The organism is Streptomyces sp. NPDC045431, assembly GCF_040646655.1.
In the GTDB taxonomy this organism is placed as follows: Bacteria; Actinomycetota; Actinomycetes; order Streptomycetales; family Streptomycetaceae; genus Streptomyces.
On sequence record NZ_JBEZAQ010000001.1, the window covers coordinates 722,431 to 747,577 of the forward strand.

The following is a 25,147-nucleotide window of genomic DNA, read 5'->3' on the forward strand; positions in this document are numbered from 1 at the left end:
GTCATTTCCTTTCTCGGATTGCCTGGAATGCCTGGACCACTGCGGTCCGGTCGACTTTTCCGTTGACGGTCCGGGGTAGTTCGGGGAGGGGGAGGTATCTGCCGGGGTGCATGTAGGACGGCAGTCGCTCCTTGACGTGGGCCCGCAGGGTGCGGGCGTCCGGTGTCCCGCTTCCGGGTGGGGTGGCGTAGGCGCAGACGAGGCGGGTGTCTCCGGGGGCGAACGTGTGGGCGAAGACGACGGCGTCGAGTACGGCCGGATGGTCGCGTACGGCGCTTTCCACGTCGCTGAGCTCGATGCGGTGGCCGCGTAGTTTGACCTGGAGGTCGGCCCGGCCTTGGTAGACGAGGGTGTCGTCGGGGCGGCGGGTGACCAGGTCGCCGGAGCGGTAGTAGCGGCGCGGGGTTCCGTCGGCGGGGTCGGGTGCGGTGGGGAAGCGTTCGGCGTTGAGTTCGTCCCGGTGGAGGTAGCCGTGGGACACCTGGGTGCCCGCCAGCCAGAGCTCTCCTGGTTCGCCGGGTGTGGCTTCGCGGCCGTCCTCGGTGACGATGCGGGTGTGCAGGCCGGGGAGGGGGTGGCCGATGACGGAGTCCTCGCCGGTGAGTTCCTGTTCGGTCCAGGTGTGGAAGGTGGCGTGGACCGTGGTCTCGGTGATCCCGTACATGTTGACGAGCCGGGGGCGGGTGACTCCGTACCGCTTCGCCCAGGGGCGCAGGACCGGTGGGGTGAGTTTCTCTCCGCCGAAGACGATGTAGCGGAGGCTCGTGAGGTCGTGGCCGGAGGTCAGCGCGGCGTCGGCGAGGGCGCCGAAGGCCGTGGGGGTCTGGTTGAGCACGGTGATGTCGTGTTCTCGTACCGCTTTCAGGCATCCGTCCGATGTGCGGGCGCTCCAGTGGGGGAGGATGACGAGTTCGGCTCCGGTGGAGAGGGGTCCCCAGATTTCCCATACGGAGAAGTCGAAGGCGAGGGAGTGGAAGAGGAGCCACTTGTCCTCGGCGGTGAACTCGAAGAGCCGCGCGGTGGAGTGGAGGAGGGCGGCGACGCTTTCGTGGCGGACGGGTACGCCTTTGGGGCGGCCGGTTGTTCCGGAGGTGTAGATGACGTAGGCGGTGTCGTCCGGCTGCGGGCCCGTGTCCGCGGGTAGGGGGCGCGAGGGTGTGCTGTCGCGCAGGGCCGTCACCTCGTCGACGGTGATGACCGGCAGGCCGGGGGCGAGGAGGTTTTCGGTGGTGTCTCCGATGAGGGCGGTGGCGCCGCTGTCCTGGAGGATGAAGTCGTTGCGGGTGCGGGGGTTGCGGGTGTCGAGCGGTACGTAGGCCGCTCCGCAGTGGAGGACGGCGAGTATGGCGGCGATGGCTTCCATGCTCGGTGGAATGCGGAGGGCCACGCGGTCGCCGCGGCGTATTCCGTGGGTGCGTAATTGTTCGGCGAGGGCCAGGGACCAGTCGTTCAGCCGGGTGTAGGAGAGTGTTTCTCCTTCGAGTGCCAGTGCCCTGCGGGTGGGTGCTGTGGCGACGGTCGAGGCGAGGATCGAGGTGAGTGTCCGGTTCTCGCGTGTTTCTCCGAGGCCGGTGGGCGCCATCTCTGTCTTGCGCACAACGCTCCCTGGGGTTGGGGGAGTTGCTCGTGGAACAGAAGAACGGATGTGCTCGAACGTCGGTCATGCTGCCACAAACGGTCGACGATCAATCAGCGAGCGGCTCGATGTGGTCTTCATCACAACCCCGTTCGAGCTGGCTTGTTCATGCTTGACTTTCATTCGGTCATGTGACGCTGGCCTGGTCCCCATTCGGGGCAGGAGCGGTGCCGACGTCTTGTCGGGCCGCGGCCTCCGGTGTTCCTCTCACGAAGATCCGCGCTTCCAAACGGTGTTCCTCGGTTCCCTGGTGCGAGCCCGCTGTGCTCTTCCGCCTCCGTAATCAAGGAGATTCGTTCGTGGTGATGCGTTCTGCTGCCCGGCGTGACCGTCGCGCCCTCTACGTCGCGATCGGTGTCACGGTCGTCCTGCCGCTCGTGGTGATCGCGTTAGCCGCCGCCCGGGCTTCCGGTCCGGGCTCCGGGGTGGGACGGGGCGTCGCCCCGGCGGGCGGGCTGGACGGGGCGGGTCACTTCCTCCTCGCGGCCGGTGTGGTGCTCGCCGCCGCGCACCTCGGCGGCGCCGCCCTCAAGGCCCTGGGGCAACCCCGGGTGATCGGTGAGATCTGCGCGGGCCTGCTGATGGGGCCGACCCTGCTGGGGTGGCTCGCCCCCGGATTCAGCGCATGGCTCTTCCCCTCCCAGGCACGGGACATGATGAGCGGGCTGGCCCAACTCGGCCTAGTGGTCTTCATGTTCGGGGTGGGCCGGGAGCTCTCCACGATGCGGCTGCGCGGGGCGGCCGCCCGGACCGTACTCATTAGCCAGGCCTCGCTCTTCGTGCCGTTCGCCGCCGGCGCGGTGATCGCGCTGCCGCTCGTGGAGCGCCATCTCGGGCCGGCGGGGCATCCGCTCGCCTTCGTGCTGTTCGTGGGCTGCGCCCTGAGCATCACGGCGTTCCCGGTGCTCGCGCGCATCCTCTCCGACATCGGCGCCACCAAGACGCGCACCGGTCAGCTCAGCCTGTTCTGCGCCGCGGTCGGCGACGCGGGCAGCTGGCTCCTGCTGACCGCGATCCTGGCGCTCTCGCACGGCGCGGGCATGGGCCCGCTGGCCGTACAGGCCCTCCTCCTCGCGATCGTGGTGGTGATCTGCCTGGGACCGGTCCGGCTGCTTCTCGCGCGGTGGGCGGAGAAGAGGGACAGGGCGGACGGCGGTGGCGGTGTGGTGGCCTTCCTCGTCGCGGGGGTCATGGCGGCGGCCGCGCTGACGGCGGCGCTCGGCGTCCACCAGCTCATCGGGGCCATGCTGGTGGGGCTGATGTGGCCCCGGCACCACCGGGTCGCGGCGGTGGCCGTCGAGGGCGTGGCCGGGGTCGCCAAAACGATCCTGCTGCCGTTCTTCTTCTTCGGTTTCGGTCTGACCGTGAACCTGAGGGACCTGAGCTGGGGCGCCGGCACCCTGCTCACGCTCGTCGGCCTGCTGGTGTTCGCCATCGTGTCGAAGGTGGCGGGGGCGGGGATCTGTGCACGCCTGACGGGCATGCCGTGGCCCGCCGCCCTGGGGTTGGGGGTCCTGCTCAACGCCCGTGGCCTGACCGAGCTCGTGGTGATCCAGATCGGTCGCGAGGCGGGCCTGATCGACGACAGGATGGCCGGACTGCTCACCCTGGTCGCCCTGGTCACGACCGTGGTGACGAGTCCCGTGCTGCGCTGGATGGGCCCCCGTGCCCTGGGCGAGGCGCCACGCCCCGGCTCCGGGGAGGAAACAGTTCCGGCCGCCGTCGGTGCGGGTGAGGGGCCCGGACGGCTGGATCTTGTGGTTCGCTCTGACTTGTCCGATTCTCGGTAAGGTGCGTACCGCATTCCGCACATGACGCAGGTCACGGGCGGATCACACATCGTCGACTCACCTATACGGGTGGCTCATCGCACGATTACATTCCCCGCACACCGCACTGACGCGCGGTTGGGTGTGGAGGGCGCTCCGCCCGCTGCACGCGCTTACAAAAGTCAGGCGCTTCTGGGGGCCTTCTGTGCTGAACAAGAACATCATCAAGTTCGCCATTCCCGTGGCTGTGGGCGCCTTGGCGCTCACTGGTTGCAGCAGTGATTCCGGAGGCGGCGGTGACGCCCTGAAGATTGCTTTCCAGGGGCCGCTCTCCGGTGACAACACGGCGCTGGGAGAGAACGAGGAGAAGGGCATCAAGCTCGCCATCGAGCAGGCGAACGCAAAGGGCGACCTTCCCTTCAAGATCGAGTACATGGCGGTGGACGACCAGGGTCTCCCCGAAAAGGCCACCGCCGCGGCCCAGAAGGCGATCGACGACCCGAACGTCGTCGCGCTGATCGGGCCCGCATTCTCCGGACCGACCAATTCCGCCGCGCCTCTGCTCGGTGACGCCGGTCTCGCCGCGCTCTCCGCGTCCGCAACGCGTGGAGACCTGACCGAGCAGGGTTTCAAGACCTTCCTCCAGGGCGTTCCCAACGACAACGCCCAGGGTGCCGGAATGGCCACCTACTACGCGAAGAAGCTGAAGCCGAAGAAGGTCTACCTGATCGACGACAAGTCCGACTACGGCGTCGGGCTCGCGGGGATCGCGGAGAAGGACCTCAAGGCCGCCGGCGTCGAGGTCATCAAGAGGTCCGTCCCCGCCAAGACCCCGGACTACAGCGCCACCGCCAAGGACGTGGTCAACTCCAAGGCCGACGCGCTGATTTACGCGGGCTACTACCAGGACGCCGCGCCGTTCGCCAAGAAGCTCGTGGAAGCGGGCTACAAGGGTGCCGCGATTTCCGGTGACGGCACGAACGACATGAAGTTCATCGAGCTCGCCGGTGCGGCCGCGAACAACTGGTACCTGACCTGCCCGTGCACCGACGCGAAGGTCGAGGAGAACACCAAGAAGTTCACCGAGGAGTACCGCAAGAAGTTCAACGTTGACCCGGGCACGTACTCGGCCGAGGCGTACGACCTCACCAACATGGTGATCGCGGAGCTGAAGAAGCTGGGTGACAAGCCGGACCGGCAGGCGGTGTACGAGGCGCTGAAGAAGGCTTCCTACAAGGGCCTCACGAAGGAATTCTCCTTCGATGAAAAGGGTGCGCTGAAGATTCAGGACGTGTTCCTGTACCAGGTGAAGGACGGAAAGATCGCCTACCTGGGACCGGTCGAGGAGCTGGCCGGAAGCTGATTTCCGGAAGCGGGCCACATCTCCGGCCGGGAGTGTGGCCCGCAGCCGCTCGCTTGTCTGCGCGGCGCATCGGACCCCACGTATGCGCACACCGCTTCTCCGGCCGCTCAGCTCCCACAAGGAAGTCAGCAAGATGTCCCTCAGTGAATTCTGGGACTATTTGGTCCTGGGGGCGGTGCTCGGCTCCATCTATGCCGTCATCGCCATCGGTTACACACTGGTCTACGGCGTACTGCAGCTGATCAACTTCGCGCACAGCGAGGTGTTCATGTTCGGTGCGTACGGCGGCCTCATATCCCTCACCCTGGTTGCTCCCGGAAGTAACCCCTCAGGTGTGGCATCGGTCGGATACGTCGCCCTCGGTCTGACCGCCGGCGCCGCTTTCGGAGCCCTCACCGCCTACGGGCTGGAAAAGGTCGCGTATCGGCCACTGCGCCGGCGCGGGGCGCCCCGTCTGATCTTCCTGATCACCGCCATCGGCGCGTCCTTCTTCCTCTACAACCTCGCGGGCAAGCTCTTCGGCCGCGACCCGCTGCCGATGCCGGAGGCGTACAAGAACGAGCAGGTCCTCACGGTCTTCGGGGCCACCCTGAACGTCACCCAGCTGCTGCTGCTGGGCTCCGCGGTCGTCATGATGATCGCCCTCGACCTGGTGGTGAACCGTACGAAGCTCGGCGCGAGCATCCGGGCGGTCTCCCAGGACGCCGAAGTCGCCGCACTGATGGGCGTGGACATCGACAAGGTCATCTCCCGCACCTTCGTGATCGGCGGCGTGCTCGGCGGAGCGGCGGGCTACCTCTACGGGACCTTCCTCCAGGTCAAGTTCGACATGGGCTTCATCCCCGGCATCACCGCGTTCGCCGCGGCAGTGGTGGGCGGCATCGGCAACATCCGGGGGGCGATGCTCGGCGGCCTGATGCTCGGCATCGTCGAGACGCTGACCGTTCCGCTCCTCGGCGGTGAGTGGCGCCATGTCGCCGCGTTCACCGTGCTCATCATCGTGCTGATGTTCCGGCCCACGGGAATTCTCGGCGAGCGTGTGGGGAGGACGGCATGACCACGGACACTTCGGTGAAGAGGCCCATGACGGCGGCGGCGAAGCTGCGCCACGTCGCGTGGTACCAGCAGCCCCGCTGGCAGCGGCTCGGTGCCCTGCTGGCGCTCGGCGTGGTGCTCACCGTGATGGTGGGGGAGCAGGGCAACACCCGGGACATCTTCTACTCCCTCAGGACCAGCTTCACCGGCGTCAACCTCTGGGTGATCCTGGCGCTGGCCGTCGCGATCTGGTGCGTCCGCGAGTTCACCTCCGGCCTGCTGACCAAGGCGACCGAGCGGGCCAGGTCGCTGGCCGCCGCCGGCCCCGGCGGGAAGCTGGAGCAGGCGCGCACGGTGGTGCGGACCCAGCCGAAGGTGCGGTGGGGCCTCCTCGCCGCCGTGCTGCTGATCGTCCTCCTGGTGCCGGGGCAGCTGTCCGGCTACTGGCAGACCGTGCTCGTCGACCAGGTCGCCATCTACGCGCTGCTGGCGATCGGCCTCAACGTGGTGATCGGCTGGGCGGGCCTGCTGGACCTGGGCTTCGTGGCGTTCTTCGCGGTCGGCGCGTACAGCGCCGCCTTCTGGACCGGCGCGCTGCCCGTCGAACCGCCCGTCGTGCTCAACAACTTCCTGGTCATCCCGGTCGCGGTGGTCACCTGCCTGATCGCGGGCATCCTGCTGGGCGCGCCGACGCTGCGGCTGCGCGGCGACTACCTCGCCATCGTCACCCTGGGCTTCCACGAGATCGTCTACCTGGTGGCCAAGAACGCGGACGGCATCACCAACGGCTCGGCCGGCGCCCGGCAGATCCCGAAGTTCTCCGCGTTCGGCTACCAGTGGTCGCTGGAGCGGATGCCGTACTGGTACCTGCTGGTGACGCTGATCGTGCTCATGGTCGTGATCTTCGTCCGGCTGGAGCACTCCCGCGTCGGGCGGGCCTGGACCGCCATCCGCGAGGACGAGGTGGCGGCCGCCGCGAACGGCGTGGACACGGTGAAGTTCAAGCTGATGGCGTTCGCCATCGGAGCGTCCACCTCCGGTATCGCCGGTGTGGTCTACGCGAGCAAGGTCGGCTACTTCAACCCCGAGAACTTCGCCATCCTCAACTCCATCCTGGTGCTCGCCTACGTCATCTTCGGCGGCATGGGGTCGCTCCCGGGCGTGCTCATCGGCGCGGCCATCCTGGTGTGGCTGCCGGAGGCGCTGCGTGACTACGTGGAGCCGTCCGACCGGTACATGTACCTCGGTGCGCTGCTCGTGGTGATGATGATCTACCGTCCGCAGGGCGTCTGGCCGTCCCGCCGTCGCCAACGGGAACTGAAAATGGCGGACGAAGGACTCGGAGAGGCCGATGCCATGACCGAGCGGGCGGGAGGCAAGCTGTGATGGCCACCGAAGTGACGAGTGGCGAGGCGCAGGCCGGGCGACCGGAGGCCCCGGACGCCGGCACGGTCCTGGAGACCTCGGATCTGACCCTGCGGTTCGGCGGTCTGACCAGCCTGGACAAGGTCGATCTGTCCATGCGGCGGGGCGAGATCCTGGCGGTGATCGGTCCGAACGGCGCGGGCAAGACCTCGCTGTTCAACTCCCTGACGGGGGCCTACACCCCGCAGGAGGGCAGCATCACCTTCCACGACAAGGACGGTGGGCACCACCAGCTGCTGGGACGCAAGCCCCATGTGGTCAACCGCCTGGGCCTCGCGCGGACGTTCCAGAACATCCGCCTGTTCTCGGCGCTGACCGCGCTGGAGAACGTGAAGATCGCCGCCGAGACCCGGCTGAAGGCCGGGCCGGTGTCGATCATCCTGGGTCTGCCGAACGCACGGCGGGCGGAGCGGCACAGTGACGAGCGGGCCCACCGGCTGCTGAAGTTCGTGGGCCTGGAGGACAAGCTCAACGACATCGCCGGGTCCCTCAGCTACGGCGACCAGCGCAGCCTGGAGATCGCGCGGGCGCTGGCCACGGAACCGCAGGTACTGCTCCTCGACGAGCCGGCCGCCGGTACGAACCCGACGGAGAAGCTCCAGCTGGAGCAGCTCATCCGGCGGATCAACACCGAGCTGGGCGTGAGCGTGCTGCTGATCGAGCACGACATGCGGCTGGTGATGTCGGTGGCGGACCGGGTCATGGTGCTCAACTTCGGCAAGAAGATCGCGGAGGGCACGCCCAGCGAGGTGCAGCGGCACCCCGCCGTCATCGAGGCCTATCTCGGATCGTCGGCCGAGGACGCCGAAACGCTGCAGAACATCATCGCCGAGCGGTCGGCCTCGGACGCGGAGGAGGGGCAGTGAGCGTGACGACGGATCCGGCGAGCCGGGCGGAAACCGAGGGGACGGCCGGCGTGCCGCTGCTCGAACTGAGCGCCCTGCGGGTCTCCTACGGCGCGATCGAGGCGCTGAAGGGCATCGACCTCAGGGTGAACGAGGGCGAGATCGTGGCCCTGCTCGGAGGCAACGGCGCGGGCAAGACCACGACGCTGCGCACGGTCTCCGGCATGCTGCGGCCGAGCGCCGGCGAAGTGCGGCTGCGAGGCGAGCGCATCGACGGCATCAAGTCGCACGAGCTGGTCCACTTCGGGATCGGGCACGTGCCGGAGGGCCGCCGGGTCTTCCCGCGGATGTCGGTCCTGGAGAACCTGGAGATCGGCGCCTACCGCTTCTCGTCGGTGGACTCCGGGGACCTGGACCGCATCTTCGGGCTGTTCCCCCGGCTCGCGGAGCGGCGGACGCAGCTCGCGGGCACCCTCTCGGGTGGTGAGCAGCAGATGCTGGCGATCGGCCGGGCCCTGATGGGCAAGCCGGAGCTGCTGCTGCTCGACGAACCGTCCATGGGGCTCGCCCCGCTGATCGTGCAGCAGATCTTCGAGATCATCCGCGACATCAACGAGCAGGGCACCACGGTGCTGCTCGTGGAGCAGAACGCCACTCAGGCGCTGGGGCTCGCCCATCGCGGCTATGTGCTGGAGACCGGGTCGGTGTCGGTGGACGGAGAGGCGCGGGACCTGCTCGCCGATTCCCGGATCCGGGCCGCCTACCTCGGTGAGGGTGCTGCCTGACCGACCGGAGCGGGAGCCGGGGGAGCCTTTCGGGGCTCTCCCGGCTCTCGGCTGTTTCCGGCTGTTTCCGGTTGGTCCAGTTGTTTTTCGGTTGTTTCCAGCGCCGAGGTTTCCGGCGGACGCGTGGTGCCGGGCGGTCAGCCGGTGGGGCCGTCGCCCTGCGGGGCCTCCCGCAGCAGGCAGGTCAGGCGGGCCGTGCACACCCGCTTGTCCTGCTCGTCGGTGATGACGATCTCGTACGTGGCGGTGGAGCGCCCGCGGTGGACGGGGGTGGCCACGCCGGTCACCAGTCCGCTGCGGACGCCCCGGTGGTGGGTACAGTTGAGGTCCACGCCCACCGCGATCTTGGAGATGCCGCCGTGGAGCATCGAACCGACCGAGCCGAGGGTCTCGGCGAGGACGGCGGACGCGCCGCCGTGCAGCAGTCCGTACGGCTGGGTGTTGCCCTCGACCGGCATGGTGCCGACGACCCGCTCGGCGGAGGCCTCCAGGATTCGCACGCCCATGCGGGTGCCGAGGTGCCCTGCGGAGAAGAGGGCGGGCAGGTCGACACCGAGCGAGGCGTACTCCTCGATGACTTCCTGCGGGAACTTCACGCTGGTCTGCTCGCCCATGGGGCCCGGCTCCGTTCGTCGTCGTACGGCCTTGTGCCGACTGGTTGGCTGGCTGGCTAAGCGAACGCTCAGACGGTCGCCGATTGTTCCAGACGCACGATCACGGACTTGCTGGCGGGGGTGTTGCTGACGTCGGCGGTGGACTCCAGGGGCACCAGGACGTTCGTCTCCGGGTAGTACGCGGCGGCGCAGCCCCGCGCGGTGGGGTAGTGCACCACCCGGAAGCCGGGCGCGCGCCGCTCGGAGCCGTCGCGCCACTCGCTGACGAGGTCGGCGTACGACCCGTCGGCGAAGCCCAGCGCGCGGGCGTCCTCCGGGTGGACCAGGATTACGCGGCGGCCGCCCTTGATGCCGCGGTAGCGGTCGTCGAGGCCGTAGATGGTGGTGTTGTACTGGTCGTGCGAGCGCAGGGTCTGCAGCAGCAGCCGCCCCTCGGGGACCCGCGGGTACTCGACGGGCGCGGCGGTGAAGTTCGCCTTGCCGGTCTTCGTGGGGAAGCGCCGCTCGTCGCGCGGGGCGTGCGGCAGGGCGAAGCCGCCGGGGTTCGCCGCGAGGCGGGCGTTGAAGTCCTCGAAGCCGGGCACCACGCGCGCGATGCGGTCGCGGATCGTGGCGTAGTCCTTCTCGAACTCCTCCCACGGCGTGGCCGACGCCTCGCCCAGCACGGCCCGCGCCATGCGCGCCACGATGGCCGGCTCGGACAGCAGGTGCGGACTCGCCGGCGGAAGATTCCCGCGCGAGGCGTGGACCAGGCCCATGGAGTCCTCGACCGTGACGAACTGCTTCCCGGCGGCCTGGACGTCCTTGTCGGTGCGGCCGAGCGTGGGCAGGATCAGCGCGCGCGTGCCGGTGACCGCGTGGGAGCGGTTCAGCTTGGTCGACACGTGCACGGTGAGCCGGGCGCGGCGCATGGCCGCCTCGGTGACCTCCGTGTCGGGGGTCGCCCCCACGAAGTTGCCGCCCATCGCGAAGAACACCTTCGCCTCGCCGTCGCGCAGCGCCTGGATGGAACGCACCACGTCGAAGCCGTGGTGGCGGGGCGCGGCGATGCCGAACTCCTTGTCCAGGGCGTCCAGGAAGGCGGCGGACGGGCGCTCGAAGATGCCCATCGTGCGGTCGCCCTGCACGTTGGAGTGCCCGCGCACCGGGCAGACCCCCGCGCCCGGGCGGCCGATGTTGCCGCGCAGCAGGAGGAAGTTGACCACTTCGCGGATGGTCGGCACGGAGTGCTTGTGCTGGGTGAGGCCCATGGCCCAGCAGACGATGGTGCGCTCCGAGGCGAGCACCATGCGCAGGGCGCGCTCGATCTCGGAGCGCTCCAGGCCGGTGGCGGCGAGCGTCTCGTCCCAGTCGGCGGCCTTGGCGGCGGCCGCGAACGCCTCGTACCCGTGCGTGTGCTCGCGTACGAACTCCTCGTCGACGGCGCCGTCCGTCTCCATGATCAGCTTGTTGAGGAGCCGGAAGAGGGCCTGGTCGCCGCCGATGCGGATCTGGAGGAACAGGTCGGTGAGGGCGGCGCCCTTGAGCATGCCCTGCGGGGTCTGCGGGTTCTTGAACCGCTCCAGGCCCGCCTCGGGCAGCGGGTTCACCGAGATGATCCTCGCCCCCGCCGCCTTGGCCTTCTCCAGGGCGGAGAGCATGCGCGGGTGGTTGGTGCCGGGGTTCTGCCCGGCCACGATGATCAGGTCCGCCCGGTGCAGGTCCTCCAGGGACACGCTGCCCTTGCCGATGCCGATCGTCTCGGTGAGCGCGGAGCCGGACGACTCGTGGCACATGTTGGAGCAGTCCGGGAGGTTGTTCGTGCCGAACTCGCGGGCGAAGAGCTGGAGCAGGAACGCGGCCTCGTTGCTGGTGCGGCCGGAGGTGTAGAAGACCGCCTCGTCGGGGGAGCCGAGCGCGGTCAGTTCCTCCGCGATGATCGCGAAGGCGCGCTCCCACGTCACCGGCTCGTAGCGGTCGGCGCCCTCCGGCAGGTACACGGGGTGGGTGATCCGGCCCTGCTGCCCGAGCCAGTACCCGCTGCGGGTGGCCAGGTCCGCCACCGGGTGCGCGGCGAAGAAGGCGGGCGTCACGCGGCGCAGCGTGGCCTCCTCGGCGACGGCCTTCGCGCCGTTCTCGCAGAACTCCGCGACGTGCCGCTTGTCGCCCTCGGGCCAGGCGCAGCCCGGGCAGTCGAAGCCGTCCTTCTGGTTGACCCTGAGCAGGGTCCGCGCGGTGCGGGCGAGGCCCATCTGCTGCTGGGCGATCTTGAGGGTGTGCCCGATCGCGGGGAGGCCGGCAGCGGCGTGCTGGGGCGCCTGGACCTGCGGCGCGTCCTGGACCGGGTCACCTGCGGGCGGCTTGCTGGCCATCGCGCTCCCCCTTGAGCGGTTGTGTCCGATGTACGTCTCCGATCCTGTCACGGCCCACTGACAGCGGGCACCGCCCCTCGGCCGGGACCGGCATTGTCGGTGGTCCGTGGCAGGATCGTGTCCGTGGCTGAGACAGCATCGAAGAAGACCCCAGACGACAACCGTCCGCGCCTGCTCCTCATGGACGGGCACTCCCTGGCGTACCGGGCGTTCTTCGCGCTGCCCGCGGAGAACTTCACCACCGCGAGCGGCCAGACGACCAACGCCATCTACGGCTTCGCGTCGATGCTGGCGAACACGCTGCGTGACGAGTCGCCGACGCACTTCGCCGTCGCGTTCGACGTGTCGCGCAAGACGTGGCGCTCGGCGGACTTCCCCGAGTACAAGGCGAACCGCTCCGCGACCCCCGACGAGTTCAAGGGGCAGGTCGAGCTGATCGGCGAGCTGCTCGACACCATGAACGCCGAGCGGTTCGCCGTGGACGGGTTCGAGGCGGACGACGTGATCGCCACGCTCGCCACGCAGGCCGAGGCCCAGGGCTTCGAGGTGCTGATCGTCACCGGCGACCGGGACTCGTTCCAGCTGGTCTCCGACCACGTGACCGTGCTGTACCCCACGAAGGGCGTCTCCGAGCTGACCCGGTTCACCCCGGAGAAGGTCCAGGAGAAGTACGGGCTGTCCCCGTCGCAGTACCCCGACTTCGCCGCCCTGCGGGGCGACCCGTCCGACAACCTGCCGGGCATCCCGGGCGTCGGGGAGAAGACGGCCACGAAGTGGATCAACCAGTTCGGTTCGTTCGCCGAGCTGGTCGAGCGGGCCGACGAGGTCAAGGGCAAGGTCGGCCAGGCCCTGCGCGACCACCTGGAGTCCGTCAAGCTCAACCGCCACCTGACCGAGCTCGTCCGTGACGTGGAGCTGCCGAAGACGGTGGCGGACCTGGAGCGCCGGCCGTACGACCGGACCGCGCTCAAGGGCTTCCTGGAGGTCCTGGAGATCCGCAACCCGAGCCTGCGCGACCGGCTCCTCGCGGTCGACCCGGGCGCGCAGGAGGAAGAGGCCCCCGCCCCGGCCGCCGGGGTGGAACTGGACGGTACGGTGCTCGGCTCCGGCGAGCTCGCCTTCTGGCTGGAGCAGCACGGCGGCCAGCCGCTCGGCGTGGCCACCGTCGCCACCTGGGCCCTCGGCGTGGGGAACGTCAGCGAGGTCGCGCTGGCCGGTGCCGACGGCAAGGCGGCCTGGTTCGACACCACCCAGCTCGACGAGGCCGACGAGAAGGCCTTCGCCGCCTGGCTCGCCGACCCGGCCCGCCCCAAGGTGCTGCACAGCGCGAAGGAGGCCCTGCGGGTCTTCCCCGAGCACGGCTGGCACATCGAGGGCATCACGATGGACACCGCCCTCGCCGCCTACCTGGTCAAGCCGGGCCGCCGCTCCTTCGCGCTGGACGCCCTCTCCGTCGAGTACCTCCACCGCGAGCTGGCCCCCGCCGCGGCCGACGGGCAGCTCGCCTTCGGCACCGACGAGCAGGCCGAGGCCGACGCGCTGATGGCCCAGGCCCGCGCGGTCCTCGACCTGGGCGAGGCCTTCGGCGAGAAGCTCAAGGAGGTCGGCGCCACCGAGCTGCTGCACGACGTGGAACTGCCCACCTCCGTGGTGCTGGCCCGGATGGAGCGGTACGGGATCTCCGCCGACCGCGCCCATCTGGAGGCGATGGAGCAGCAGTTCGCCGCAGCGGTGCAGCAGGCGGTGAAGGAGGCGCACGCCTCCGTGGGACACGAGTTCAACCTCGGCTCCCCGAAGCAGCTCCAGGAGGTCCTCTTCGGCGAGCTGAACCTCCCCAAGACGAAGAAGACCAAGACCGGCTACACCACGGACGCGGACGCGCTCGCCTGGCTGGCCGGCCAGACCGAGCACGAGCTGCCGGTCATCATGCTGCGCCACCGCGAGCAGGCCCGGCTGCGCTCCACCGTCGAGGGCCTGATCAAGACGATCGCCGCCGACGGCCGGATCCACACCACCTTCAGCCAGACGGTCGCGGCGACCGGCCGCCTCTCGTCGACCGACCCCAACCTGCAGAACGTGCCGGTCCGCACCGACGAGGGCCGCGCCATCCGGCACGGCTTCGTCGTCGGCGAGGGCTTCGAGTCGCTGATGACGGCCGACTACAGCCAGATCGAGCTGCGCGTCATGGCCCACCTGTCGGAGGACGAGGGCCTCATCGAGGCCTTCACCTCCGGCGAGGACCTGCACACCACCGTCGCCTCCCAGGTGTTCGGCGTCGAGCGGTCCGCGGTCGACGCGGAGATGCGCCGCAAGATCAAGGCCATGTCGTACGGCCTGGCGTACGGCCTGTCCGCGTTCGGCCTCTCCCAGCAGCTCAACATCGAGGCCGGCGAGGCGCGTGCCCTGATGGACACGTACTTCGAGCGGTTCGGCGGGGTGCGCGACTACCTGCGCCGCGTCGTCGACGAGGCCCGCGCCACCGGGTACACGGAGACCATGCTCGGCCGCCGCCGCTACCTCCCGGACCTCAACAGCGACAACCGCCAGCGCAGGGAGGCCGCGGAGCGGATGGCGCTGAACGCCCCGATCCAGGGCACGGCCGCCGACATCGTGAAGGTCGCCATGCTGCGCGTCGACCGCGCCCTGCGCGAGGCGGACCTGAAGACCCGCCTGCTGCTCCAGGTCCACGACGAAATCGTCCTGGAGGTCGCCCCCGGCGAGCGCGACCGGGTCGAGGCCCTGGTCCGCCACGAGATGTCCACGGCGGTCGACCTCCGCGCCCCGCTGGACGTCTCGGTGGGCGTGGGCCCGGACTGGGACTCCGCGGCGCACTGACGCAAGCTCACGCGCCGCGCACCGCTCGCCCCCGGTGAGTGGTCCGCGGCGCGAAGCCGCCGCCCCGACGGGAGACGTGGGGGCGTCAGCCCCCGCAGTGGCCTCAACCCCTGCGGGGTCCGGCGGCGGAGTCCTCGGTTTCGGGGAGTCGAGCTCCCCCCACGCCCGCCGGCGCAGGAGGGGGAGGGGTGGGGGAAGGCCCCGCCGCCCGCAGCCGCATCACCACGCCGTACACCAGCACCCCACCCGCCAATCCCGCCCCCGCGCCGAAGCACGCCGTCGGGATGATGTCCAGCGGCGTCTCCGGCGCATGCCCCCAGTACGCGTACCACCGCGCGCACCGGTGCACCACGCCCACCGTCACGGACGCCCCGAGCAGCCCCGCCGCCAGCCACCGCCCCCGCCGCCCGAGCACCGGCACGGCCCCCGAGGCGCCGGGCCCCGAAGCCCCGGACCGCGACATCCGCCGCACCCCGCTTCCCACGAACCACGCCAGCACCAGCAGCGCCACCGCCGATCCGCCGTACTGCGCGTACAGGTACATCGGGAAGCCGGCCACCACCTCGCCCAGCACCGGCAGCAGCTTCATGCCCCACCGGTCCAGGTGCGTGAAGGCGTCCCACACCACATGCGTCGTCGCGCCGACGACCGCCGAGGCGTAGAACCACGCCGCCAGCTCCGCCCGCCGCCGCCCACGCCACGCCTGCCCCCGCAGCAGCGCGTGCAGCGGCCCCTGCCACCGCCCGGGCACCAGCGCCATCAGCGGCTCACGGACCATCAGCCACACCGCAACCAGCGCCGCCGCGATCGCGACATCAACGGTCAGCACGCCCAGCACCCCGTGCGTGACGTCCCCGAAACGCATCGCCCCGGGCAGCGCCGTGTCCGCGAAGTACGTCATGTCCGGCGCGAACGACCCGGCGACGAGCGCCGACGCGACCAAGGGCCCGCGCGCCGCGCCGGACCTCCGTATCGCGGGCAGCACGGCCGCGGCATGGCTGAGAGTGAACGGCATGGTGGAAGGCCCCCCCTTGAGCATGTCGGTCAATGGCCGCCAGTATGCGTGACGTTCGGACTCCGGATTCCGGTGAACCAAGCGGTGACGAAAGCGTGAAAAGCGGTCAGCGGGCGGTGTGCCGGAGCCGCCGGTTGACGTAGGGTCGCTTGAGTCCTCGCGCGGGGAGCGCGGACGGCAGTGTCAAAGGGGAGGGACCACACGTATGGCAGCGCACATCGGCCGCCGGCTGCGCAAGGGAGCCACCAGCACCGCCGTGGCAGCCGCCGCGGTGGCGGCACTCTCCGCCTCGCAGGCCCCGGGCGTGACATCCGCCGCCGATGGCGGCAGCGGTGACCCCCAGGCCGCCGACGCCACCCCCCAGCCCCACGAGAACTCGGCCACCGGCAACTCGCCGTACTACACCGACCTGCCCCCGCTCAACACGCCGGACAAGCCCGGCGCCCCCACGGCACCGATCGTCACGGGCCCCGCGGAAGCGGGCATACCGGCCACCGTCCTCGCCGCCTACAAGCAGGCGGAGCAGCACCTCCGCGCCGCCGACCCCGGCTGCAACCTCCCCTGGCAACTCCTCGCGGGCATCGGCAAGGTGGAGTCCGGCCAGGCCCGCGGCGGCCGCGTGAGCGCCGACGGCACCACCCTCTCGCCGATCCTCGGCCCCGTCCTCAACGGTGTCGGCTTCGCCAACATCTCCGACACCGACGACGGTGCGTACGACGGCGACACGACGCACGACCGCGCGGTCGGTCCCATGCAGTTCATCCCGTCCACGTGGGCGAGCTGGGGCCAGGACGCCAACGGCGACGGCCGCAAGGACCCGAACAACATCTACGACGCCGCGCAGGCCGCCGGCATGTACCTCTGCGCCAACAACCGCGACCTCGCCCTCAAGGCCGACCTCGACAAGGCGATCCTCAGCTACAACCGTTCGACGGAGTACCTGCGTACGGTCCTGTCCTGGTTCGAGTACTACAAGCGCGGTACGCACCGGATTCCGGACGGTACGGGTGTCCTGCCGGCCGACCGCAGCGACAACAAGCCGGCGGCCCGCCCGACGCCGACGCCGACCCTCCCCGTGACGCCGTCCCCCACGCCGACCCCGCCTCCCGTGAAGCCGTCCCCGTCGACGCCCACGACCCCGCCGGTCACCCCGGGCCCGACCAAGCCGACGCCCACGACCCCGCCGGTCACGCCGGGCCCGACCAAGCCGCCCGTCACCCCCGCCCCCGCGCCGCACGAGAAGGTCGCACGCCTCACGGACGCCGGGACGGGCCCGCTCACCGCGATGGCGGGCAGCCGCTTCACCGAGCGCCCCGAGGTCAAGGCGCTCGACCGGGCGGGCAAGCCCGTCGCCAAGCTGGCGGTCGAGTTCGAGATCGTCGGCGCCACGGAGGCACGCTTCGCGGCCGGGACCGGCTCGGTCGGCAGCGTCGTCGTCACCACGGCCGCGGACGGAACGGCCCTCGCGCCGCCGATCGTGGCGGGCGAGCGGACGGGCGAGTTCACCGTACGGGCCACCGTCGTGCGCCGCGCGACGCTGCCCGCCGTCGACTTCACCGCGACCGTCACGGAGCGCGCGGCCGACGCGCTGACCAGGACGGACGAGAAGGCCCTGACGGCCGCCCCGGAGACGGAGTTCGCCGACCAGGTCGAGGTGAAGGCCACGTACAAGGGCGCCGTCGCGTCCGGCGTCGCGCTGACCGCCACCATGATCACGGCCGCGGACAGCGCCACCGCCAACGACAAGGGCCCCTTCTTCAAGGACGAGCAGGGCAACCCCGTCCGGACCCTCGTCGGCCTGAAGACGGACGCCAACGGCGTCCTCAAGCTGCCCAAGATGTACGCGGACGGCCAGACCGGCACCTTCCTGCTCCGTCTGACCACCGCCGGCGGCGCGACCCTGACCGTCGAGCTCAAGGTCGCGGCCCCGGCCCCGACCCCGGCCCCGGCGACCTGAGGCCCCCAGCCAGGGGCCCGGCGGCGGCCCGAGACCCGGAAGCGCTCAGCGGCGCGTGTTCGTCCGCTTCGTCGGCTCCGCCCCCGCCGGGTCCTCCGGCCACGGGTGCTTCGGGTACCGGCCGCGCAGCTCCGCCCGCACGGAGCGGTACCCGTCGCGCCAGAAGGACGCCAGGTCCGCCGTGACGGCGGCGGGCCGGCCGGCCGGGGACAGCAGGTGCACCAGCACCGGAACGCCCGCTATCCGCGGGGTCTCGCCGAGCCCGAACATCTCCTGCAGCTTCACCGCCAGCACGGGCTGCTCCCCGGCGCCGTACTCGACCCGGATCCGCGACCCGCTGGGCACCTCGATCCGCTCCGGGGCCAGCTCGTCCAGGCGGGCCGCCTCGCCGGTGGCCCAGGGCAGCAGCCGCTGCATCGCCTGACCGGCGTCGACACGGGCCAGATCCGCCCGCCGCCGCGCCCGGGACAGCTCCGGTTCCAGCCAGTCGCCGGCCCGCTCCAGCAGCGCGGCGTCCGACACGTCCGGCCACGGCGCGCCGACCACCCGGTACAGGAACGCCAGCCGCTGCCGCAGCCCCTCCGCCTCCTGCGACCACCGCAGCAGCCCGAGCCCCTCGCGCCGCAGGCCCTCCAGCAGCGACTCCCGTACACGTCCGGGGTCCGGGTCGGTCAGCGGCCGTACGGTCAGCTCGACGGCGCCCAGCCGCTCCACGGACCGGGCGACCACGTCACCGGCCTCCCAGCCGACCTCCTCACCCGCCAGGAACAGCCCCCCGGCGGCCGCCCGCGCGGTCTCCTCGTCGATCACGGCCGCCAGCCGCACCCGCGCGGACGCCGCGTGAGCGGGCCGGTCCGCGACGGCGACGGCCAGCCACTCCGACCCGCGCAGCCGGGACCCCTCGCCGAGTTCGGCCCGCGTCCCGGACGCCATGAGGAACGCGCCCTCGGCCTTCGCGCCCCGCGCACGCGCCACCCGTTCCGGATACGCCAGGGAGGTCACCGCGCCGACGGCGGCGTCATCCGGCACCCCACGGCCCGGGCCGTCGGCGGCGTCCAGCTGCCCCGCGAGGCGCCGGGCCTCCTGCCGCCAGCGGGCGCCGTACGCGTCGCCCGGCGTACGGCGTGCCGTGCGCCAGGCGGCCGCCAGGTCGTCGCCGTACTCACGCGGGGGTTCCTCGCTCAGCAGGGCCACCACCTCTGCGGCGCGCCGGGCGCCCACCACAGGCGCTCCGTCCAGCAGGGCGCGGGCCAGCCGGGGGTGCACGCCCAGCCGCGACATGCGCACGCCCCGGTCCGTCACCCGCCCGGCACCGTCGACCGCGCCGATCGCGGTCAGCACCTCCCGCGCGGCGCCCATCGCGCCCGCGGGCGGCGGATCCAGCAGTGCGAGACCCGCGGCACCCGGGTCGCCCCAGGCGGCGGCCTGCAGTGCGAACGCGGTCAGATCGGCCACCTGGATCTCGGGCGCCGGGAACGGCTGCCGCCGCGTGTCCTCCGCCTCGGCCCAGCACCGGTAGACGGTGCCCGGCGCCTCGCGCCCGGCGCGCCCGGCGCGCTGCCGGGCGGCGGCCCGCGACGCCCACACCGTGGTCAGCGACCCCAGCCCCCGCGCGTGGTCCACCCGCGGCTCACGCGCGAGCCCCGAGTCGACCACCACGCGCACGCCGGGCACGGTCAGCGACGACTCGGCGACCGACGTCGCCAGCACCACCCGGCGGCGGGCCCCGCCGGGGGAGAGGACCGCGTCCTGCACCGCCGCCGGGGCCCGGCCGTGCACCTGGAGCAGTTCCACGCCGGGCAGGCCGGACAGCAGCCCCGCCACCCGCGCGATCTCCCCGACACCGGGCAGGAAGCACAGCACGTCCCCCGACCGCTCCGCCAAAGCCCGCCGCACCACCGACGCGACGTGCCCGAGCAGCGCCGGGTCCACCCGCATCCCATGAGGCGGCCGCACGGGCGCCGCCGGAGGGGCCCACACCACCTCCACGGGGTGCGCCACGCCCGCCGCCTCCACGACGGGTGCGCCGCCCAGCAGCCGCGCCCACCCCTCGGCGTCGGTCGTCGCGGACGCGGCCAGCAGCCGCAGCTCGGGCCGCAGGGTCTCCCGTACGTCCAGCAGGAACGCCGCCGCCGTGTCCGCGTCCAGGTGCCGCTCATGGCATTCGTCGAGCATCACGACGTCGGTGCCGCCGAGCTCCTGGTCCCGCTGGAGGCGCTGCAGCAGGACACCGGTCGTCACCACCTCGACCACCGTCTCGCGCGACACCACCCGTTCGCCGCGCACGGTGAAGCCGACCCGGCCGCCCACCTTCTCGCCCAGCTGCCACGCCATGCGCCGGGCCGCGGCGCGGGCGGCGATCCGCCGCGGCTCCGCGACGAGGACGCGTGCGCCCCGCTCGGCGAGCACCAGCGGCACCAGGGTGGTCTTGCCGGTGCCGGGCGGCGCGCACAGCACCGCCGCCCCGTGCCCGTCCAGCGCCCGCTCCAGGGCGGGCAGCGCGGTGCGTACGGGCAGGTCCAGGGCCTCCGCACGCATCACGCGCGCTCGCACACGAAGATCGCCGTCCCCGGGATCAGGTTTCCGCGCAGCGGGGACCAGCCGCCCCACTCCTGGGTGTTCCAGGAGGGCCATTCCGGTTCGACCAGGTCCACCAGGTGGAACCCGCCCGCCACCACGTCCCGCACCCGGTCCCCGAGGGTCCGGTGGTGCTCCACGTAGACCGCCCGGCCCTCCTCGTCCTGCTCGACGTAAGGGGTGCGGTCGAAGTACGAGGAGGCGACCGACAGCCCCTCCGGTCCCGGCTCGTCGGGGAACGCCCAGCGGATCGGGTGCGTCACCGAGAACACCCACCGCCCGCCCGGCCGCAGCACCCTGCGTACCTCGCGGAAGACCCGCACCGGATCGGCGACGAAGGGGACCGCCCCGTAGGCGGAGCAGGCCAGGTCGAAGGAGCCGTCCCGGAAGGGGAGGGCGCCGGCGTCGGCCTCCACGAGCGGGACGTCCGCGCCGATCCGCAGGGCGTGCTGGAGCTGGCGGTGGGAGAGGTCCAGGGCGACCGGGCGGGCCCCCCGCGCGGCGAGCCAGCGCGAACACTGCGCGGCGCCCGCGCCGATCTCCAGGACGTCCAGTCCGGAGACGTCCCCCAGGAGGCGGGCCTCCGCCTCGTCCAGCCCCTCCGGCCCCCAGACGAAGCGGTCGTCCCCGAGGAACGCGCCGTGTTCGGTCTGGTACTCGTCGGCGTTCCGGTCCCACCAGCCCCGGTTCGCCCGGCTGCTCTCGGCGTCACCGGCGTGGCGCCTGGTGGCCTCGGGCTCGTACTCTTGGATCATCCCCACCGCCGTTGTAGGTTGCGCACGGCCGCCTGCGGGAGCCCCTGAGCGGGCGTCCGCGGAAGCCGTAGCCGCGGCCACGATGGCCTTGGGAAACATTAAATGTGCCGGGTATGTGAGGTTCTGCCCCGGGTGTACGCCTTCGCGCATTGACCGTGTCCGGCCGTCCCCGTATGCTAAAGGTTGCGCTGCGGGCCTGCGCGCCTCAGACGGAGCAGGCCGCGCTCGCATCTGTTGTATGTCCCCTCGGTTCTCGAGGCGTCGCCCCTCCGGGGCGGGTGCTTCCTTGGCTGTCCGGCTTCTGCAGAGGCGATACGGGCTCTCGGCGTAGCAGTACCTACGACTTCAATGTCCGTACCGGAGCCCTTTCCCACATGACGAGCAGCACCGAGACCACCGCCACCACCCCGCAGGTTGCGGTCAACGACATCGGTAACGAGGAAGCCTTCCTCGCCGCGATCGACGAGACGATCAAGTACTTCAACGACGGCGACATCGTCGACGGCGTCATCGTGAAGGTCGACCGGGACGAGGTCCTGCTCGACATCGGTTACAAGACCGAAGGTGTCATCCCGAGCCGCGAGCTCTCGATCAAGCACGACGTCGACCCGAACGAGGTCGTCAAGGTCGGCGACGAGATCGAGGCCCTTGTTCTCCAGAAGGAGGACAAGGAAGGCCGCCTGATCCTCTCGAAGAAGCGCGCCCAGTACGAGCGTGCCTGGGGCACCATCGAGAAGATCAAGGAAGAGGACGGCATCGTCACCGGTACCGTCATCGAGGTCGTCAAGGGTGGTCTCATCCTCGACATCGGCCTCCGTGGCTTCCTGCCGGCCTCCCTCGTCGAGATGCGTCGTGTCCGCGACCTCCAGCCCTACGTGGGCAAGGAGCTCGAGGCGAAGATCATCGAGCTGGACAAGAACCGCAACAACGTGGTCCTGTCCCGCCGCGCCTGGCTCGAGCAGACCCAGTCCGAGGTCCGCCAGACGTTCCTCACGACCCTGCAGAAGGGTCAGGTCCGTTCCGGCGTCGTCTCCTCGATCGTCAACTTCGGTGCCTTCGTGGACCTGGGTGGCGTCGACGGTCTGGTCCACGTCTCCGAGCTGTCCTGGAAGCACATCGACCACCCGTCCGAGGTTGTCGAGGTCGGCCAGGAAGTCACCGTCGAGGTCCTCGACGTCGACATGGACCGCGAGCGTGTCTCCCTGTCGCTGAAGGCGACGCAGGAGGACCCGTGGCAGCAGTTCGCCCGTACGCACCAGATCGGTCAGGTCGTCCCGGGTAAGGTCACCAAGCTCGTTCCGTTCGGTGCGTTCGTCCGCGTGGACGAGGGCATCGAGGGTCTGGTCCACATTTCCGAGCTGGCCGAGCGCCACGTGGAGATCCCGGAGCAGGTCGTCCAGGTCAACGACGAGATCTTCGTCAAGGTCATCGACATCGACCTCGAGCGCCGCCGCATCAGCCTCTCGCTGAAGCAGGCCAACGAGTCCTTCGGTGCCGACCCGGCGTCGGTCGAGTTCGACCCGACCCTGTACGGCATGGCCGCGTCGTACGACGACCAGGGCAACTACATCTACCCCGAGGGCTTCGACCCGGAGACCAACGACTGGCTGCCGGGCTACGAGGCCCAGCGCGAGGCGTGGGAGACCCAGTACGCCGAGGCGCAGCAGCGCTTCGAGCAGCACCAGGCCCAGGTCATCAAGTCCCGCGAGGCCGACGAGGCCGCCGCTGCCGAGGGTGGCGCCGCCGCTCCGGCCGGTGCCCCGGCGGGTGTCTCCGGCGGTTCGTACTCCTCGGAGTCGGACGACAACTCCGGCGCCCTGGCGTCGGACGAGGCGCTGGCCGCCCTGCGCGAGAAGCTGGCCGGCGGCCAGAGCTGACGATCGACTCGCATCGATGCGGCTGGAAACGGCCCGATCGATCGATCGACTCGCCGCTGAGCGGTAGGTAGCAGTACTGAGGCCCGTCCCCGGAAGGGGGCGGGCCTCAGTCGTGTTCGCGACTCGTGGCTGCGGAGTGGGAATGCCTGTGCGGTGAGTGACGTTCTTCCCAGAGATATGAGGAGGAGCGGTAATCGTGCTTGATCCCCGGGATTTGTACGCATGGGAGCCGAAGGGCCTGGCCGTCGTCGACATGGCGCTGGCACAGGAGTCGGCCGGCCTCGTCATGCTCTACCACTTCGACGGATACATCGACGCGGGTGAGACCGGCGAGCAGATCGTCGACGGCCTGCTCGGATCCCTGCCCCACCAGGTGGTGGCCCGCTTCGACCACGACCGGCTCGTGGACTACCGGGCCCGCCGCCCGCTGCTGACGTTCCGGCGCGACCGCTGGACCGGGTACGAGACGCCCGCCATCGAGGTCCGCCTCGTCCAGGACTCCACCGGGGCGCCCTTCCTGCTGCTGTCGGGTCCGGAGCCGGACGTCGAGTGGGAGCGGTTCGCCGTCGCCGTACGGCAGATCGTCGAGCGGCTGGGCGTGCGCCTGTCGGTCAACTTCCACGGCATTCCCATGGGCGTGCCGCACACCCGCCCCGTCGGCCTCACCCCGCACGGCAACCGCACCGACCTGATGCCCGGCCACCGCAACACCTTCGACGAGGCCCAGGTGCCGGGCAGCGCCGAGTCGCTCCTGGAGTACCGCCTCATGGAGGCGGGCCACGACGTGCTGGGCGTCGCCGCGCACGTACCGCACTATGTGGCGCGGTCCTCGTACCCGGACGCGGCCCTCACCGCGCTGGAGGCCATCACCGCCGCGACGGGCCTGGTCCTGCCGGGTGTCGCGCACGCGTTGCGCACCGAGGCCCAGCGCACCCAGACGGAGATCGAGCGCCAGATAGGCGAGGGCGACGAGGAGCTCGTCGCGCTCGTACAGGGCCTCGAGCACCAGTACGACGCGATGGCCGGTGCCGAGACGCGCGGCAGCCTGGTCGCCGAGCCGGTGGAGCTGCCGTCCGCCGACGAGCTCGGCCGCCAGTTCGAGCGGTTCCTCGCGGAGCGGGAGGGTGATGCCTAGGGGGTGTCTGGCGACGCCGTTGAAGGGTGCCTGACACGGCGGGGGAGCCAGGGCCTAAGCTTCGGCACATGCTGAGAGTGGGGCTGACCGGCGGCATCGGAGCCGGCAAGAGCGAGGTGTCGCGGCTGCTCGTCTCGTACGGAGCGGTCCTGATCGACTCCGACAAGATCGCCCGCGAGGTCGTCGAGCCCGGCACGCCCGGGCTCGCGGCCGTCGTGGAGGCGTTCGGGCCCGAGATCCTCACCCCCGAGGGCACCCTCGACCGGCCCCGGCTCGGCTCCATCGTCTTCGCCGACCCGGACCGCCTCGCCACCCTCAACGCCATCGTCCACCCCGTCGTCCGCGCCCGCTCCGCCGAGCTGGAGGCGGCCGCCGGGCAGGACGCGGTGGTGATCCACGACGTCCCCCTGCTCACCGAGAACGGCCTGGCGCCGCTCTACGACCTGGTCGTCGTCGTCGACGCCTCGCCCGCGACCCAGCTGGACCGGCTCGTACGGCTGCGCGGGATGACCGACGCCGAAGCCCGCGCCCGGATGGCGGCCCAGGCCACGCGCGAGCAGCGCCTCGCCATCGCCGACCTCGTCATCGACAACGACGGGCCGCTGGAGGCGCTGGAGCCGCGCGTGCGCGAGGTGTGGGCGGAGCTGGGCGAACGGGCCGCACGCTAGGGCCTGTCTCCCGGATCTGCCGGGCTCGCGCGGTCCGGCCTGATCGACAAGACACCTCCCTAGCCGCCGGAATACGGGCCGCGCCGACGATGTTGAAGCGCTGGAGCAAGGGGAAGGATGTGACCGTGCCCGACAGCAGCCCCGAGACCCACGTCATCGACTTCCGCGCCGCGGAGCAGCTCCTCGCCGCACGGGACCCGCGCGGAGCCGTCAAGCTGCTCGACTCGGTGATCGCCGCCCATCCCGAGAACACCGCCGCCCGTCTGCTGCGCGCCCGCGCCTTCTTCGCGGCGGCGCAGCTGCGCCCCGCTCAGCTGGAGTTCGAGCTGGTCCTGGAGCGCGAGCCGGACAACGCCTTCGCCCACTTCGCGCTTGCCCGGACCTTCCAGCGCTCCGGCCGGCCGGACCAGGCCAAGCGCCACTTCCGTCTGGCCGCCGCGCTCGATCCGAAGCCCGAGTACCTGGAGGCGGCCCGCTTCGAGCCGGGCCCGTAGTGGGCGTAGCG

General features: G+C 71.0%; 18 protein-coding genes. 12 read left to right on the forward strand and 6 right to left on the reverse strand.

Features of this window, described 5'->3' with window-relative positions:
* Position 1 precedes the first annotated feature (1 nt).
* Positions 2–1,597, reverse strand: a complete 1,596-nt coding sequence (locus AB0A69_RS03255; RefSeq protein ID WP_361414727.1) for an amino acid adenylation domain-containing protein — start codon at positions 1,595–1,597, stop codon at positions 2–4.
* Positions 1,598–1,941: 344 nt separating this feature from the next.
* Between AB0A69_RS03255 and AB0A69_RS03260 the strand changes: the two genes are divergently transcribed.
* The 6 genes from AB0A69_RS03260 (at position 1,942) to AB0A69_RS03285 (ending at position 8,858) form a co-directional block, all read left to right on the forward strand.
* Positions 1,942–3,426: a cation:proton antiporter gene (locus AB0A69_RS03260; RefSeq protein WP_361414729.1), complete on the forward strand. Its 1,485-nt coding sequence runs from the start codon at positions 1,942–1,944 to the stop codon at positions 3,424–3,426.
* A 121-nt stretch (positions 3,427–3,547) separates the two neighbouring features.
* A complete protein-coding gene (locus tag AB0A69_RS03265; RefSeq protein WP_361414731.1) occupies positions 3,548–4,768 on the forward strand; it encodes a branched-chain amino acid ABC transporter substrate-binding protein in 1,221 nt (406 codons plus the stop codon).
* Between the two features lie 133 nt (positions 4,769–4,901).
* On the forward strand, positions 4,902–5,825 hold the full coding sequence (locus tag AB0A69_RS03270; RefSeq protein ID WP_361414733.1) for a branched-chain amino acid ABC transporter permease: 924 nt from the start codon (positions 4,902–4,904) through the stop codon (positions 5,823–5,825).
* Positions 5,822–7,189, forward strand: coding sequence for a branched-chain amino acid ABC transporter permease (locus tag AB0A69_RS03275; RefSeq protein WP_361414735.1), 1,368 nt, complete (start codon positions 5,822–5,824; stop codon positions 7,187–7,189). The genes AB0A69_RS03270 and AB0A69_RS03275 overlap by 4 nt, the downstream gene beginning before the upstream one ends.
* Positions 7,189–8,094 (forward strand): ABC transporter ATP-binding protein, encoded by a 906-nt coding sequence (locus AB0A69_RS03280; RefSeq protein WP_361414737.1) that lies wholly within the window; start codon positions 7,189–7,191, stop codon positions 8,092–8,094. The genes AB0A69_RS03275 and AB0A69_RS03280 overlap by 1 nt, the downstream gene beginning before the upstream one ends.
* A 56-nt stretch (positions 8,095–8,150) precedes the next feature.
* A complete protein-coding gene (locus AB0A69_RS03285) occupies positions 8,151–8,858 on the forward strand; it encodes an ABC transporter ATP-binding protein (protein WP_361415195.1) in 708 nt (235 codons plus the stop codon).
* 137 nt (positions 8,859–8,995) lie between these two features.
* On the opposite strand, the gene AB0A69_RS03290 is transcribed toward AB0A69_RS03285, so the two are convergent.
* The gene (locus AB0A69_RS03290) at positions 8,996–9,472 is read right to left on the reverse strand and encodes a hotdog fold thioesterase (RefSeq protein ID WP_361414739.1); all 477 of its coding nucleotides are present in this window, start codon (positions 9,470–9,472) and stop codon (positions 8,996–8,998) included.
* Positions 9,473–9,540: 68 nt separating this feature from the next.
* Positions 9,541–11,823, reverse strand: a complete 2,283-nt coding sequence (locus AB0A69_RS03295) for an FdhF/YdeP family oxidoreductase (protein WP_361414741.1) — start codon at positions 11,821–11,823, stop codon at positions 9,541–9,543.
* 180 nt (positions 11,824–12,003) lie between these two features.
* Between AB0A69_RS03295 and polA the strand changes: the two genes are divergently transcribed.
* Entirely contained in the window at positions 12,004–14,658 is a 2,655-nt protein-coding gene (polA, locus tag AB0A69_RS03300) for a DNA polymerase I (protein WP_361415197.1), read from the forward strand.
* 103 nt (positions 14,659–14,761) lie between these two features.
* Here the strand turns inward: polA and AB0A69_RS03305 are convergent, their stop codons facing one another.
* Positions 14,762–15,673: a DUF4184 family protein gene (locus tag AB0A69_RS03305; protein WP_361414743.1), complete on the reverse strand. Its 912-nt coding sequence runs from the start codon at positions 15,671–15,673 to the stop codon at positions 14,762–14,764.
* A gap of 205 nt (positions 15,674–15,878) precedes the next feature.
* Between AB0A69_RS03305 and AB0A69_RS03310 the strand changes: the two genes are divergently transcribed.
* Entirely contained in the window at positions 15,879–17,630 is a 1,752-nt protein-coding gene (locus AB0A69_RS03310; protein WP_361414745.1) for a lytic transglycosylase domain-containing protein, read from the forward strand.
* A 45-nt stretch (positions 17,631–17,675) separates the two neighbouring features.
* On the opposite strand, the gene hrpB is transcribed toward AB0A69_RS03310, so the two are convergent.
* The gene (hrpB, locus tag AB0A69_RS03315; RefSeq protein WP_361415199.1) at positions 17,676–20,171 is read right to left on the reverse strand and encodes an ATP-dependent helicase HrpB; all 2,496 of its coding nucleotides are present in this window, start codon (positions 20,169–20,171) and stop codon (positions 17,676–17,678) included.
* Positions 20,168–20,962, reverse strand: a complete 795-nt coding sequence (locus tag AB0A69_RS03320) for a methyltransferase domain-containing protein (protein ID WP_361414747.1) — start codon at positions 20,960–20,962, stop codon at positions 20,168–20,170. Before AB0A69_RS03320 ends, hrpB begins: the two co-directional genes overlap by 4 nt.
* A gap of 374 nt (positions 20,963–21,336) precedes the next feature.
* On the opposite strand from AB0A69_RS03320, the gene rpsA reads away from it, so the two are divergent.
* The 4 genes from rpsA (at position 21,337) to AB0A69_RS03340 (ending at position 25,136) form a co-directional block, all read left to right on the forward strand.
* Positions 21,337–22,839: a 30S ribosomal protein S1 gene (gene rpsA / locus AB0A69_RS03325; RefSeq protein WP_345489430.1), complete on the forward strand. Its 1,503-nt coding sequence runs from the start codon at positions 21,337–21,339 to the stop codon at positions 22,837–22,839.
* Positions 22,840–23,035: 196 nt separating this feature from the next.
* Positions 23,036–23,974: a PAC2 family protein gene (locus tag AB0A69_RS03330; RefSeq protein WP_361414749.1), complete on the forward strand. Its 939-nt coding sequence runs from the start codon at positions 23,036–23,038 to the stop codon at positions 23,972–23,974.
* A 68-nt stretch (positions 23,975–24,042) separates the two neighbouring features.
* Positions 24,043–24,642: a dephospho-CoA kinase gene (coaE, locus tag AB0A69_RS03335; RefSeq protein WP_361414751.1), complete on the forward strand. Its 600-nt coding sequence runs from the start codon at positions 24,043–24,045 to the stop codon at positions 24,640–24,642.
* 125 nt (positions 24,643–24,767) lie between these two features.
* Positions 24,768–25,136 carry a tetratricopeptide repeat protein gene (locus tag AB0A69_RS03340; RefSeq protein WP_361414753.1) on the forward strand — a complete coding sequence of 123 codons (369 nt, stop codon included), beginning with the start codon at positions 24,768–24,770 and terminating at the stop codon, positions 25,134–25,136.
* The last annotated feature ends 11 nt before the right edge of the window (positions 25,137–25,147 follow it).

Coding starts and splice junctions, on each gene's coding strand:
- AB0A69_RS03260 (WP_361414729.1), top strand. CDS start 1,942: ATGCGTTCTGCTGCCCGGCGTGACCGTCGCGCCCTCTACGTCGCGATC.
- AB0A69_RS03270 (WP_361414733.1), top strand. CDS start 4,902: ATGTCCCTCAGTGAATTCTGGGACTATTTGGTCCTGGGGGCGGTGCTC.
- AB0A69_RS03275 (WP_361414735.1), top strand. CDS start 5,822: ATGACCACGGACACTTCGGTGAAGAGGCCCATGACGGCGGCGGCGAAG.
- AB0A69_RS03280 (WP_361414737.1), top strand. CDS start 7,189: ATGGCCACCGAAGTGACGAGTGGCGAGGCGCAGGCCGGGCGACCGGAG.
- AB0A69_RS03290 (WP_361414739.1), bottom strand. CDS start 9,472: ATGGGCGAGCAGACCAGCGTGAAGTTCCCGCAGGAAGTCATCGAGGAG.
- AB0A69_RS03295 (WP_361414741.1), bottom strand. CDS start 11,823: ATGGCCAGCAAGCCGCCCGCAGGTGACCCGGTCCAGGACGCGCCGCAG.
- polA (WP_361415197.1), top strand. CDS start 12,004: ATGGACGGGCACTCCCTGGCGTACCGGGCGTTCTTCGCGCTGCCCGCG.
- AB0A69_RS03305 (WP_361414743.1), bottom strand. CDS start 15,673: ATGCCGTTCACTCTCAGCCATGCCGCGGCCGTGCTGCCCGCGATACGG.
- AB0A69_RS03310 (WP_361414745.1), top strand. CDS start 15,879: ATGGCAGCGCACATCGGCCGCCGGCTGCGCAAGGGAGCCACCAGCACC.
- AB0A69_RS03320 (WP_361414747.1), bottom strand. CDS start 20,962: ATGATCCAAGAGTACGAGCCCGAGGCCACCAGGCGCCACGCCGGTGAC.
- rpsA (WP_345489430.1), top strand. CDS start 21,337: ATGACGAGCAGCACCGAGACCACCGCCACCACCCCGCAGGTTGCGGTC.
- coaE (WP_361414751.1), top strand. CDS start 24,043: ATGCTGAGAGTGGGGCTGACCGGCGGCATCGGAGCCGGCAAGAGCGAG.